The organism is Longimicrobium sp. (assembly GCA_036389795.1).
In the GTDB taxonomy this organism is placed as follows: Bacteria; Gemmatimonadota; Gemmatimonadetes; order Longimicrobiales; family Longimicrobiaceae; genus Longimicrobium.
Window position 1 is genome coordinate 15,095 of sequence record DASVWD010000235.1, and the last position, 14,109, is coordinate 29,203.

The 14,109-nt window shown below is 76.9% G+C and carries 4 protein-coding genes; all 4 read left to right on the forward strand.

Going from position 1 to position 14,109, the window contains the following annotated elements:
- Window positions 1-178: 178 nt before the first annotated feature.
- Window positions 179-946 (forward strand): thioesterase domain-containing protein, encoded by a 768-nt coding sequence (locus VF746_27875; GenBank protein HEX8696269.1) that lies wholly within the window; start codon window positions 179-181, stop codon window positions 944-946.
- A 679-nt stretch (window positions 947-1,625) separates the two neighbouring features.
- Window positions 1,626-7,931 (forward strand): amino acid adenylation domain-containing protein, encoded by a 6,306-nt coding sequence (locus VF746_27880; GenBank protein HEX8696270.1) that lies wholly within the window; start codon window positions 1,626-1,628, stop codon window positions 7,929-7,931.
- Between the two features lie 11 nt (window positions 7,932-7,942).
- On the forward strand, window positions 7,943-11,269 hold the full coding sequence (locus VF746_27885; protein HEX8696271.1) for an amino acid adenylation domain-containing protein: 3,327 nt from the start codon (window positions 7,943-7,945) through the stop codon (window positions 11,267-11,269).
- A 344-nt stretch (window positions 11,270-11,613) separates the two neighbouring features.
- Window positions 11,614-14,109, forward strand: a 2,496-nt coding sequence (locus tag VF746_27890) for a type I polyketide synthase (GenBank protein HEX8696272.1), incomplete at its 3' end; no start/stop codon positions are given.

Below are 14,109 nucleotides of genomic sequence, written 5' to 3' on the forward strand. Positions count from 1 at the left end.
GTCACGCTCCCGTCTCTCTCCATGGGAAGGAAGCCATGCGCACAGCCATCGTGTCCGTCCCCGGCGGGAACCCGCCGTCCGGCTATCTCGGCTCCGGCAACCGCCTCCGCGCCGGCGGGCGCCGGCGCCGCTGAGCGGGGGTGGCGCGGGGCGGGCGGGCGGTTAGCTTCGATCGCCCATGAGCCGACCCGGGCCGCCCGACCCCTGGATCCAGCACCCCCGCCCGCGCCCCGGCGCGCGGCTGCGGCTGTTCTGCCTGGCCCACGCCGGGGCCGGCGCCTCCACCTTCCGCGGCTGGGCCGACGCGCTCCCGGCGGCGGTCGAGGTGTGCCCGGTGCAGCTGCCGGGGCGCGAGAACCGCATGGCGGAGCGCTCCTTCGACCGCATGGACCCGCTGGTGGAGGCGCTGGGCCCGGCGGTGCTGCGCTCGGCCGACCTCCCCTTCGCCGTGTTCGGCCACAGCAACGGCGCGCTCATCGGCTTCGAGCTGGCGCGCCGGCTCCGCCGCGAGGGGGCGCCGCGGCCGGTGCACCTCTTCGCCTCGGGCCGGCGCGCCCCGGACGTCCCGCCGCGCACCCCGCCGACCCACCGGCTCCCCGACGACCAGTTCCTGGCCGACCTGCGCACCCTGGGCGGCATCCCCGAGCAGGTGCTGGCCCACACCGAGCTGCTGGCCCTGCTCCTCCCCCTGCTGCGGGCCGACGTGGCGCTCAACGAGACGTACGAGTTCCGCGAGGAGCCCCCGCTGGAGCTGCCGATCACCGCCTACACGGGCCTGGCCGACGCCAGGGCTCCGCGCGAGGACGTGGAGGCGTGGGCCCGCCACACCGCGCGTGCGTTCACGGTGCGCGGCTTCCCGGGCGGGCACTTCTTCATCTTCTCGGAGCGGGACCGGGTGCTGGAGACGCTCGCGCGGGACCTGGAGGGGGTGGTGCGGGGGCTGTGAACGGCAGTGCGAAGTGCGAGGTGCGAAGTGCCGCGGGGGGCGAGCGCCGTCGCCCGAGTCCCCGGGCGCGAGTGCCCGCAGAACATATCGTGTAGCGGGGTTCATAGCGGATTATCCCGCCGGCTCAACGGCGAATGGCGCAAGGGAGCGCTCCCATTCGACGGGTACCCGGCCGCATTCGGACCGGTCCGGGAAGATTCGCCACGGTGGCCGCCCGGGTGGGGCGTGCACTCCGCACTCCATCGGGCGGGAACGCCTGTTTCCAGCACGCTTAGGTGAAGCAGAACCAGCGGGTTGGGACAAACTACTACAAAAATCCGGGGCGTTGCAGTAGATTTGCGACGCAATTGGCTGGCGTCGGCAGATGGGCGGCAGCAGCACGGGGAACTCGCGAGCGAGGGCGGGGGGCCGACACGGCGTCTCCCGCCCCGGTGTTCTTCACCGTTTTCGTGTTCTCCCCGTTTCCTTTTCGCAATTGACGCTTTCCGGCGTCCCCGCCGCGGCCGGCGGAGGGCCTCCGGAGAGCTTCGACGACACGCTGGAGCTCGAGTCCCATGCCGCACCGCTCCCCGCGCGCATGCTCCACAGAGAGCGCTTTGCGCCACACGGAGAACAAATGTGCACCAGGGTGGCGCTGGGTGCGGGTGCGTGCGTCCACCCCCCTCCCGGAGCGCGTCCGGTGATCTCCGCGCCCGAGCCGCTGCGCCCCCTCGTCCCGCGCCCGGAGCTCCGCGCCCCGGGCGGGGAGCCGGGGGAGACGTGTGCGCACCACCTGTTCGAGGCGCGGGCCGCGGAGCGGCCGGACGCGCCCGCCGTGCTCTTCCGCGGCCGGGCCACGAGCTACGCCGAGCTGGACCGGCGCGCCGGGGCCCTGGCGGGGCGGCTCTGCGCCCTGGGGGTGGGCCCCGACGTGCGCGTGGCGGTGCTGATGGAGGGCGGGCCCGAGCTGGCCACGGCGCTCCTGGCGGTGCTCAAGGCCGGGGGCGCGTACGTCCCGCTCGACCCCGAGTACCCGGCGGAGCGCATCCGCTACGTCGTGGAGGACTCGCGCGCGGCGCTCCTCCTCACCCACGCCCCCGCGGCGCACCGGCTCCCGGATCCGCCCGTCCCCGTGCTGCGCGTGGACGAGGCGGAGGAGGATGCCGCGGCGGCGCCGCTTCCGCCGCGGGTGCCGGCCGAGGCGCTGGCGTACGTCATCTACACCTCCGGCTCCACCGGCCGGCCCAAGGGCGTGGGCGTCCCGCACCGCGCGCTGGTGGCGTACGCCCGCGCGCAGGGGGCGCGGCAGGGGCTGGGGCCGGCGGACCGGGTGGCGCAGCTCTCGTCCATCGGCTTCGACGTGTCGGCGGGGGAGATCTTCCCCACCTGGGCGGCGGGGGGCGCGGTGGTGTTCCGCCCCGCCGGGGTGCCCAGCCTGGGCCCGGCGTTCTTCCGCTGGATGGCGGACGAGGGCGTCACCGTGGCCGACCCGCCGACGGCGCTCTGGCACGTCTGGGTGGACGACCTGGAGGCGTCGGGCCAGGCGCCGCCGGAGTCGCTGCGCCTGGTGATGCCGGCGGGCGAGCGGGCGCGGCCGGCGGCGCTCGAGCGCTGGCGGCGGCTGGCGCCGCGCGCGCGCTGGCTGAACGGCTACGGGCCCACCGAGGCCACCGTGATCGCCACCGTGCACGAGCCGGCGCCGGACGAGGCGGGCGAGGTGGCGATCGGGACGGGGCTGGGCGGGACGCGCGCCCATGTGCTGGACGCCGCCCTCCGCCCGGCGGCCGGCGGGGAGGCGGGGGAGCTGTTCCTGGGCGGGCCCGCGGTGGCGCGCGGCTACCTGGGGCGGCCGGCGCTCACGGCCGAGCGCTTCCTCCCCGACCCCTTCGCGGGCGTGCCCGGCGCGCGGATGTACCGCACCGGCGACCGCGCGCGGCGGCGCCCCGACGGCGCGCTGGAGTACCTGGGGCGGCTGGACGACCAGGTGAAGGTGGGCGGCTTCCGCGTGGAGCCGGGCGAGGTGGAGGCCGTGCTCGCCTCCCACCCGCGGGTGGCGCAGGCGGCCGTGACCGCGCCGCGCGACGCCGAGGGGGCCGCGCGGCTGGCGGGCTACGTCGTCCCCCGCCCCGGGGAGAGCGTCGGCGAGGGCGAGCTGCGGCGCTGGCTGCGCGCGCGGCTCCCCGGCTACATGGTGCCGGCCACCCTCACCGTCATGGACGCGCTCCCGCGCAACGAGCACGGGAAGGTGGACCGCCGCGCGCTCCTCGCGCCGTCCGCGGCCGCCGACGCCGGCGCCCCGCCGCGCACGGAGACGGAGGCCGCGCTGGTGGAGATCTGGCGCGAGGTGCTGGGCGCGCCCGCGCTCGGGGTGGACGACGACTTCTTCGACCTGGGCGGCCACTCGCTCCTGGGGATGCAGGTGCTCTCGCGAGTGCGCCGGCGCTTCGGGGTGGAGCTGCCGGTGCGCGCGCTCTTCGACGCCCCCACCCCGGCGCGGCTGGCGGAGCTCGTCGACGCCTCGGCGGGCGCGGGCGATCCTCTGCCGCCGCTGGTGCCGGCGGACCGCTCCGGGCCGCTCCCCCTCTCGTTCGCGCAGCAGCGGCTCTGGTTCCTGTACCAGATGGAGCCGGAGAGCCCGTTCTACAACATCCCCGCCGCCGTGCGCCTCACGGGGGCGCTGGACGTGGACGCGCTCCGCCGGGCGCTCGCCGAGGTGGTGCGCCGGCACGAGGCGGTGCGCACCACCCTCCACGTCGGGGCCGAGGGGTCGGTGCAGGTGGTGCACCCCGCGCCGGACGACTTCCCCCTCCCCGTGGCGGACCTGCGCGTCTTCCCCCGCGCCTGGGCCGAGGGCGAGGTGCGCCGCCTGGCGGCCGACGAGGCGGAGACGCCGTTCGACCTGCGCCGCGACCTGCTCCTGCGCGCCCTCCTCGTCCGCATGGCCGGGGAGGAGCACGTGCTGGTGCTGAACCTCCACCACGTGGCGGGCGACGGCTGGTCCGTCGACGTGCTCTTCCGCGAGCTGGCGGAGCTGTACGGGGCCTTCCGCGCCGGGCTCCCCTCGCCGCTGGCCGAGCTCCCGGTGCAGTACGCCGACTACGCGGTATGGCAGCGCGAGTGGCTCTCGGGCGAGGCGCTGGAGGGGCAGCTCGCCTACTGGCGCGAGCGGCTGGCCGGGGCGCCGGCCGTCCTGGAGCTCCCGGCGGACCGGCCGCGCCCGGCGCTGCAGAGCTACCGCGGCGAGGTGCGCTCCTTCGAGGTTCCCCCGGCCGCCGCCGCCCGTCTGCGCGAGCTGGCGCGCGGGGAAGACGCCACCCTCTTCATGGTGCTGCTGGCCGCCTTCTCCCTCGTCCTGCACCGCCTGTCGGGGGCGGACGACCTGGTGGTGGGCGCGCCGGTGGCCGGGCGGGCGCGGCCCGAGGTGGAGGGGCTGATCGGCTTCTTCGTCAACACCATGGCGCTCAGGGTGGACGCGTCGGGCGACCCGAGCTTCCGCGAGCTGGTGCGCCGGGTGCGCGAGACCACCCTGGAGGCGTACGCGCACCAAGACCTCCCGTTCGAGCGCGTGGTGGAGGAGCTGCACCCCGAGCGGACGCTGGGGCACCACCCGCTCTTCCAGGTGGTGCTGGCGCTCCAGAACGTGCCGCGCGCCGCGGCCGTGCCGGCCGGGCTCACGCTGGAGCTGGAGGACGTGGACAGCGGCACGGCCAAGTTCGACCTCTTCCTGGAGCTGGTGGAGGAGGGCGGGGGGCTGCGCGCGAAGCTGGAGTACGCCACGGACCTGTGGGGGGAGGAGGGCGCCCGGCGCATCGCCGCGCTCTTCCTCCGCCTGCTGGACGCCGCCGCGGCGGAGCCCGACGCCCGGCTCACGGCGCTGGGCGCGGTGACGGAAGAGGAGCGCCGCGAGCTGCTGGCGCTGGGCGCCGGCCACGCGGCGGACGCGGCCGCCGCGGCGGTCCCCGTGCACCTGCGCGTGGCCGGGCAGGCGCGCGCGCGGCCGGCGGCCACGGCGGTGCGCTCCGGCGCCCGGGAGCTCTCGTACGCCGCGCTCGACGCGGCGGCCAACCGCCTCGCCCACCACCTGCGCGCGCTGGGCGTGGGCCCGGAAGCGGTGGTGGGAGTGTGCCTGGAGCGCGGCACCGACCTCGTCGTCGCCGCGCTCGCGGCGCTCAAGGCGGGTGCGGCGTACCTCCCGCTCGATCCGGCGCTCCCGCCGCACCGCATCGCCACCATGGTGGCCGACGCGGCGGCCGCCGTGGTCGTCACCGCCGGGCGGCTGCGGGACCGCGCCGGGGGCGCCGCGCCCGCCGTCGTCGCGCTGGACGGCGACGCGGAGGCGATCGCGCGCCGGTCGGACCGGGACCCCGGCGTCGCCATCTCCCCCGACTCCCTGGCCTACGTGGTGTTCACCTCGGGCTCCACGGGGCGGCCCAAGGGGGTGGCGGTGCCGCACCGCGGGCTCTCCGGCCTGGTCGCGTGGCACGTCCGCGCCTTCGGCGTGGGCCCGGACGACCGGGCGTCGGTGATGGCGGGGGTGGGGTTCGACGCCTCGGTCTGGGAGGTGTGGCCGTACCTGGCCGCGGGCGCCGCGCTGCACGTGGTCCCCGACGACGCGCGCCTGTCGCCGGCCGAGCTGCGCGGGTGGCTGGCCGACGAGGGCGTCACCCTGGCCTTCGCCCCCACGCCGGTGGCCGAGCTGCTCCTGGACGGCGAGTGGCCCGCGCCCCTCCACCTGCGCGCGCTGCTGGCGGGGGGCGACCGGCTGCACGCGCGCCCTTCCGCGCGCCTGCCCTTCGCGGTCCACAACAACTACGGCCCCACCGAGGCGAGCGTGGTCGCCACCTCCGGCGTGGTCGGGCCGGACGAGGCGGGGCTCCCCGGCATCGGCGGCCCCGTCGCGGGCGCGCGCGTCTACGTGGTGGACGCGGCGCTGCGGCTGGTGGCGCGCGGCGCGCCGGGCGAGCTGCTGGTGGGCGGCCAGGGGGTGGCCCGCGGCTACCTGGGGCGCCCGGGGGCCACCGCCGAGTCGTTCGTCCCCGACCCGTGGGCGGAGGCGCCCGGCGCGCGCGCGTACCGCACGGGCGACCGGGTGCGCTGGCGCGCCGACGGCACGCTGGAGTTCCTGGGGCGGGTCGACCGGCAGGTGAAGGTGCGGGGGCACCGCGTCGAGCTCGGCGAGGTGGAGGCGGTGCTCGCCGCGCACCCCGGCGTGGCCGCCGCGGTGGTGGAGCCGCGCGAGGGGGGCGCGGGCCCGGTGCTGAGCGCCTACGTGGTCCCGCGCCGGGCGGCGGCGGCCGACGAGCACGCCCCCGTGGCGCAGTGGGAGGCGCTCTTCGAGGACGTCTACGGCGCGCCCGACCCGGCCGCGGAGGACGCCGCGCTCGACACCACGGGGTGGAACAGCTCCTACACCGGGCAGCCGATCCCCCGCGCCGAGATGCGCGAGTGGGCCGAGCGCACCGCCGAGCGCATCGCCGCCCTCGCGCCCCGGCGCGTGCTGGAGGTGGGGGTGGGAACGGGGATGCTCCTCTTCCGCGTCGCCCCGCGCGCCGAGCGCTACGTGGGAACGGACTTCTCCGCGCGCGTGCTGGAGACCCTGCGGCGGCGGGTGGACGCGGCCGGCGCGCTTCCCCCGGTGGTCCTCCTGCACCGCGAGGCGGACGACTTCTCCGGGCTGGAGGCGGAGCGCTTCGACACCGTCGTCCTGAACTCGGTGTGCCAGTACTTCCCGAGCGCGGAATACCTGGCGCGGGTGCTCGGCGGGGCGGTGGAGAGGGTGGACGACGGCGGCGCCCTCTTCGTGGGCGACGTACGCAACCTGGAGACGCTGGAGGCGCTGCGCGCGGCGGTGGAGTTCGACTCCGCGCCCGACCGGGCCACCCTGGCCGAGCTGCGCCGCCGCGTGCGCCGGGTGCTGGAGGAGGAGGCGGAGCTGGTGGTCCACCCCGACTTCTTCCCCGCGCTCGCCGGGCGCATCCCGCGCCTCGCCCGCGCCGAAGCCCGGGTCAAGCGCGGGCGCTGGCACAACGAGCTGACGCGCCACCGCTACGACGTGGTGCTGCGCGTCGGTCCGCCGCCCCCCGCCGCCCCCGCGCCGGCGCTGGACTGGGAGCGCGACCGGCTGACGGTGGAGGCGGTCCGGGAGCGGGCGGCGTCGGGCGGGGCGCTGGCGGTGCTCGGCGTCCCCGACGCGCGGGTGGCGCGCGAGCTGGCCATCGCCGCGCTCGTCCTGCACGACGCCGACGCCCCGGAGACGGTGGGCGAGGCGCGCGCCCTCCTCGACCGGTCCCCTCCCCCGGCCGTCGACCCCGAGACGCTGTGGGCGCTCGGGGAGGAGCTGGGCGTGGAGGTGGAGATCCGCCCCGCGCCCCGCGGGCGCTTCGACGCGCTCTTCCGTCCCCCCGCCCTCCCCGAGGCGTCGTTCCCCGAGCGGACGGCGCAGGCGCGCGCCCGGCGCGAGTACGCGAACGACCCGCTGTGGGGGCAGCACGTGCGCGAGCTGGTGCCGGAGCTGCGGGCGCACCTGGGCGAGCGCCTCCCCGAGCCCATGGTGCCGGGCGCGCTGGTGCTCCTCGACGCGCTCCCGCTCACGCCCAACGGCAAGGTGGACCGCCGCGCGCTCCCCGACCCCGAGCCGGTGCGCCTGGGCGCCGGGACCGAGATGGCGCCGCCGCGCACCGACACCGAGCGCCGGATGGCCGCGCTCTGGGCCGAGCTGCTGCGCGTGGAGACGGTGTACGCCACCGACAACTTCTTCGACCTGGGGGGCCACTCGCTGCTCGCCACGCAGCTGGCCGTGCGGGTGCGCGAGGCGTTCCAGGTGGAGCTGCAGCTCCAGCGCGTCTTCGAGGCGCCCACGGTGGCGCTCCTGGCCCGGGTGGTGGACGAGGCGAAGGACGAGGCGCTGCTGGAGATGCTGGACGAGCTGGAAGGGCTGTCGGACGACGAGGTGAGGGCGCTGCTGGAGGCCGAATCCGCCGCGTTCCCCGGTGCACCGGACGGGTGAGGAAAGAGCGGATGACGGACGTCCACAGGCGGCTGGCGGAGCTTTCGCCGGAGCGGCGCAGGCTGCTGGAGCTGCGCATGAAGACGGCGCAGGCCCGGGCGGCCGGCCCCGAGGTGCGCCCGCGCGCGCGCCCCGGCGGCACCGCGCCCCTTTCGTTCGCCCAGCAGCGGCTGTGGGTGATCGACCGGATGCAGCCGGGCGGCGCCTTCTACACCATGCCGGTGCCGCTCGACATCCGCGGGCCCCTGGACGCGGCGGCGCTGGAGCGGGCGCTGGGCGCGCTGGTGGCCCGGCACGAGTCGCTGCGCACCACCTTCGCGGAGCGCGGCGGCGTCCCCGTGCAGGTGATCCATCCCCCGGCGCCTTTTTCCCTCCCCGCCGACGACCTGTCGCGGCTCGCGCCGGAGGAGCGCGCGGCGGAGGCGCGGCGGCGGATCGACGCGGACGCCAACACGGGCTTCGACCTGGAGGCGGGCCCGCTCTTCCGCGCGCGCCTGCTGCGCCTGGCGGCGGACGAGCACGTGCTGCTGCTCTGCATGCACCACATCGTGAGCGACGGGTGGAGCATGGGGGTGCTGCAGCGCGAGCTGGGGGCGCTGTACGCCGCCTTCCACGCCGGCCGCCCCGACCCGCTCCCCCCGCCGGCGCTGCAGTACGCCGACTTCGCCGTCTGGCAGCGCGAGCACCTGCGGGGCGAGACGCTGGAGCGGCACCTGGACTTCTGGCGCCTGGCGCTGGAGGGCGCCCCGCCCGCGCTGGAGCTCCCCACCGACCGTCCCCGCCCCGCCGTGGAGAGCCATCGCGGGGCCATCGTGCGCCGCACGGTCCCGGCGGAGCTGGCGAACGCGCTGCGCGAGCTGGCGCGCGAGACGGGGGGGACCCTCTTCGCCGTGCTCCTGGCGGGGCTGCGCGTGGTGCTCGCCCGCCACGCCGGGGAGGACGACGTGGTGATCGGCACCCCGGTGGCCAACCGCACCCGGAGCGAGACGGAGGGGCTGGTGGGCTTCTTCGTCAACACGCTGGCGCTGCGGGGGCGGGTCCCCGCCGGCGCCACCTTCCGCGAGCTGGCGCGGCGCGAGGCGGAAGCCGCGCTCCGGGCCTTCAACCACCAGGACCTCCCCTTCGACCGGCTGGTGGAGGAGCTCAGGCTGCCGCGCGACCCGGGGCGCAACCCGCTGTTCCAGGTGATGATGACGCTGCAGAACGCCCGCATGGAGCCGCCGGAGCTCCCCGGGTGCGCGGTGCGGCCCCTCCGCCCCGAGTACGACACGGCCAAGTTCGACCTCGCCTTCGACTTCTACGAGGAGGAGGGCGGCGCCCTGCGCCTGGACGTCCAGTACGCGTCGGACCTGTTCGACCCGGAGACCGCGGAGCGGATGGCCGGGCACTTCGCGGCGCTGCTGGAGGCCGCCCTGGCCGAGCCCGACCGGCCGCTGTCGCGCCTCCCCGGGCTCCTGCGCGGCGAGGAGCGGCGGCGCGTGCTGGCGGAGTGGGGCCGCCCCGAGCACCCCTTCCCCTCGAGCCCCGTCCACGAGCTGTTCGAGGCGCAGGCGGACGCCGACCCGCGCCGGGCGGCGGTCTCGTTCGGCGCGGCGGAGATCACCTACCGGGAGCTGGACGAGCGCGCCAACCGCCTCGCCCACCATCTCATCGCCCGCGGCGTGGGCCCGGAGACGAGGGTGGGCCTCTTCGCCGAGCGCTCGCCGGAGGCCGTGGTCGCCATCCTGGCGGTCCTGAAGGCGGGCGGCGCCTGGCTCCCGCTGGACCCGGCGCATCCGCCCGCGCGCCTGGCGTGGATGGCGTCCGACGCGGGCGCGCGGGTCCTGGCCGCCACCGCCGACGTCCCCGCCGGGCTGGCGGCGGCGGTCGGCGACGTGGTCGACCTGCGGAAGGAGGCGGACGCCATCGCCCGGCGGCCGGCGGGGCGCCCGCGCGCCGCGGTCGGCCCCGACCACCTGGCGTACGTCGTCTACACCTCGGGCTCGACGGGCCTGCCCAAGGGCGTGCTGGTGACGCACCGCGGGGTGCCGAACCTGGCGCTGGCGCAGGCCCGCGCGTTCCAGGTGGGCCGCGGCTCGCGGGTGCTCCAGTTCGCCTCGCTCTCCTTCGACGCCTCGGTCTCGGAAGTCTTCGCCACCCTGCTCGCGGGGGCGACGCTGGTGGTCGCGCCGCGCCCGGCGCTGGTCCCCGGCCCGGCGCTGCTGGAGACGCTCCGGCGCGAGAAGGTCACCCACGTCACCCTGCCGCCCTCGGTCCTCGCCGTCCTCCCGCCGGACGGGCTCCCCGAGCTGCGCACGCTGGTCTCCGCCGGCGAGGCGGTGAGCGCGGGCGTGGTGGAGCGCTGGGCGCCCGGGCGGCGGTTCGTCAACGCGTACGGGCCGACGGAGGCGACGGTGGGGACGACCGGCGCCGTGTGCGAGCCCGACGGCCGCGTCCCGGCGATCGGCCGGCCGTTCGACAACGTGCGCGTCTACGTGCTGGACGCGGGCGGCGAGCCCGTCCCCGTCGGCGTCCCGGGCGAGCTGTTCGTGGGCGGCCCCGGCGTGGCGCGCGGCTACCACGGCAGGGCCGCGCTCACCGCCGGGCGCTTCGTCCCCGACGCGTTCTCGGGCGAGCCCGGCGCGCGCCTCTACCGCACGGGCGACCGGGTGCGCTGGCGGGACGGCGGCGAGCTGGAGTTTCTGGGGAGGACGGACGAGCAGGTGAAGCTGCGCGGCTTCCGCGTGGAGCCGGGCGAGGTGGCGGCGGTGCTGGCGTCGCTCCCCGGCGTGTGCGACGCGCTGGCGCTGGTGCGCGAGCACGCGGGCGACCGCCGGCTGGTGGCCTGGGCCGTCGCCGGGCCGGGCGGGGAGCGGCCGAGCCCGCCGGAGCTGCGCGCCGAGCTGAAGCGGCGGCTCCCCGGCTACATGGTCCCCTCCGCGGTGGTGGTGCTGGACGACTTCCCGCGCACCCCCCACGGCAAGGTGGACCGCGCCGCGCTCCCGCTCCCCGAGGCGGAGGCGGGCGAGGCGTTCGCGGCGCCGCAGGGCGAGCTGGAGCAGCGCATCGCCGGGGTGTGGCGCGAGGTGCTGGGCCGCGGCGCCGTGGGCGTGAACGACAACTTCTTCGAGATCGGCGGTCACTCGCTGCTGCTGGCGCGCCTGCACGAGTGCCTGCGCGCCGCGCTGGGCGTCGAGGTGGGCCTGATGGACCTCTTCCAGTTCCCCACCATCGCCGCCCTGGCCGCGCACCTCGAGCAGCGGGCGAAGGCCGGGCAGGGGGAGACGGCGCCGGAGCCGAGGCAGGCCGGGCGGGACCGGGGGAGCGCGCGCCGGCAGGCGCTGACCAGGAAGCGGTAGACGGGGCTCGGCGCGCCGCGAGAGGCCCCTCTCCCCCGCTACGCGGGAGAAAGGGGGAGAACGGCGGGTGAAGGGCTGAGTCAGGCGCAGTATACGGTCTGCCCGCGGGCTTTTGCGCCGAGAGCGACCCGCCAGTGGGGGCGAGTAGATCCCCCGGGTCGCTACCGCTCCCCTCGGGATGACAGCAGGGCGGATCTGGTCGGCGCAGTTCGCAGTTCTCCCTCTCCCACTCGCTCCCGCGGGCGGGAGAGGGCCGGGGAGGGGGCATCCCCGGTCGGGCGGCACCGATGCCGGCCGATCAGGATGAAGTCATCAACCGAAAGCAGTTAACTCGTCGCACGACGATGACGATAGAGAGCCAGGGAATGAGCTTCGAGGCGGAGACCGGGGCGGAGGAGTCCGCGTCCCCCGACGTGGCGGTGATCGGGATGTCCGGCCGCTTCCCCGGCGCGGACGGGGTGGAGGCGTTCTGGCGCAACCTGCGGGAGGGGGTGGAGTCGATCACCTTCTTCACCGACGAGGAGCTGCGCGCCGCCGGCGTCCCCCGCGAGGAGCGCGAGCACCCCGACTACGTGCCGGCCTTCGGCGCGCTGGAGGGGATCGACCGGTTCGACGCCGGCTTCTGGGGCTACTCGCCGCGCGAGGCCGAGACGCTGGAGCCCGCGCACCGCCTCTTCCTGGAGTGCGCCTGGGAGGCGATGGAGGACGCGGGCTACGACCCCGGCCGCGTTCCCGGCGCCGTGGGCGTCTTCGCGGCGGCGGCGCACCCCTACTACACGGAGGGGCACGTCCGCGCCAACCGCGAGCTGGCCGCCACGATCGGCGAGTTCCAGCTCAGCGTCGGCAGCGCCAAGGACTTCCTGGCCACCCGCGTCTCCTACAAGCTGGACCTGCGCGGCCCCAGCCTGAGCGTGCAGACGGGGTGCTCGTCCTCGCTCGTCGCCGTGCACCTGGCGGCGCAGGCGCTCTTGCGGCACGAGTGCGACCTGGCGCTGGCGGGCGGCACCAACGTCGTCGTCCCGCAGGCGGGCTACCGGTACTCGCCGGGCGGGATCTCCCCGCCCGACGGGCACTGCCGCGCCTTCGACGCGCGCTCGGCCGGGGTGCAGGGCGGCAACGGCGCGGGCGTGGTGACGCTCAGGCGCCTGGAAGACGCGCTCCGCGACGGCGACCGCGTGCGCGCCGTGATCCGCGGCTCGGCGGTGAACAACGACGGCTCGGTGAAGGTGGCGTTCACCGCGCCCAGCGTCGAGGGGCAGGCGGCGGTGATCCGCGAGGCGCTGGAGGTCGCGGGGGTCGACCCGGAGACGATCGGGTTCGTCGAGGGCCACGGCAGCGGCACCGACCTGGGCGACCCGATCGAGGTGGCGGCGCTCACGCAGGCGTACCGGAGCTGGACCGGGCGGAAGCAGTACGCCGCCCTGGGCTCGGTGAAGACGAACGTCGGCCACCTGGACACCTCCGCCGGGATCGCGGGCTTCGTCAAGGCCGTGCTGGCCGTCGAGCGCGGCGAGGTGCCGCCGACGCTCCACTTCGAGCGGCCGAACCCGAAGATCGACTTCGCGAACTCGCCGTTCTTCGTCAACGGACGCCTCCTCCCCTGGCCGGCGGCGGGCGGGCCGCGGCGCGCCGGCGTGTCGTCGTTCGGGATCGGCGGGACCAACGCGCACGTGGTGCTGGAGGAGGCGCCCGCCCCGCGCCCGTCCCGGCCGCGCCGGAGGACGCACCTGCTCGTCCTCTCCGCGCGCACCCCACGGTCGCTCGAGGCGGCGACGGACCGGCTCGCGTCTCATCTGCGTCAGAATCCTGATCTGCCGCTGGCGGACGTGGCGTGGACGCTCCAGCAGGGCCGCCGCTCCTTCGGGCTGCGCCGCGTCCTCGTCGTCCAGGACGGCGAGGACGCGGCGGGGCTGCTGCAGGGGCGCCACCCCGAGCGCGTGCTGACGGCCTCGCCGCCGGAAGGCCGCCGCTCGGTCGCCTTCCTCTTCCCCGGGCTGGGCGACCAGTACCCGGGGATGGCGCGCGGCCTCTACGACGCCGAGCCCGCCTTCCGCGCGGAGGTGGACCGCTGCGCGGAGATCCTGCGGCCGCGCCTGGGCCTCGACCTCCGCGAGGTGATCTTCCCCGCGCCGTCTCCGACCGACGAAGCACCCGCGGCGGGAGGATTCGACTTCCGGCGGATGGTGGGGCGCGATTCCACGGCGCCCGATCCGGACGCGGAGCGGCTGAACCGCACGGAGCTGGCGCAGCCGGCCGTCTTCGTGGTCGAGTACGCGCTGGCGAAGCTGTGGATGGGCTGGGGGATCGTCCCCGAGGCGCTGATCGGCCACTCGCTGGGCGAGTACGCGGCCGCCGCCGTCGCGGGGGTCTTCCCGCTGGAGGACGCGCTGGCGCTGGTGGCCGAGCGGGCGCGGCTGATCGGCGCGCTCCCGGGCGGGGCGATGCTGGCGGTGCCGCTCTCCCCCGAGGCCGCCGCGCCGTACCTGCTGGACGGCGCCGCCATCGCCGCCGTGAACGCCCCGGAGCTGTGCGTGGTGGCCGGGCCGGAGGGCGCGGTGGAAGACGTGCGCCTGCGGCTGGAGGCGGCCGGCGTCGCCGCCCGGCGGATCGCGGCGACGCACGCCTTCCACTCGCCGATGATGGCGCCCGCGGTGGAGCCGCTGGCCGCGCTGGTGGGGCGGATGCGGCTGAAGGCGCCGGCGATCCCCCTCGTCTCCAACGTGACGGGGACGTGGATCACCCCCGCGGAGGCCGTGGACCCGCGCTACTGGGCGCGCCACCTCCGCGAGCCGGTGCGCTTCGACAGGGGCGCCGCCGAGCTGCTGCGCGGCCCGGGGCGC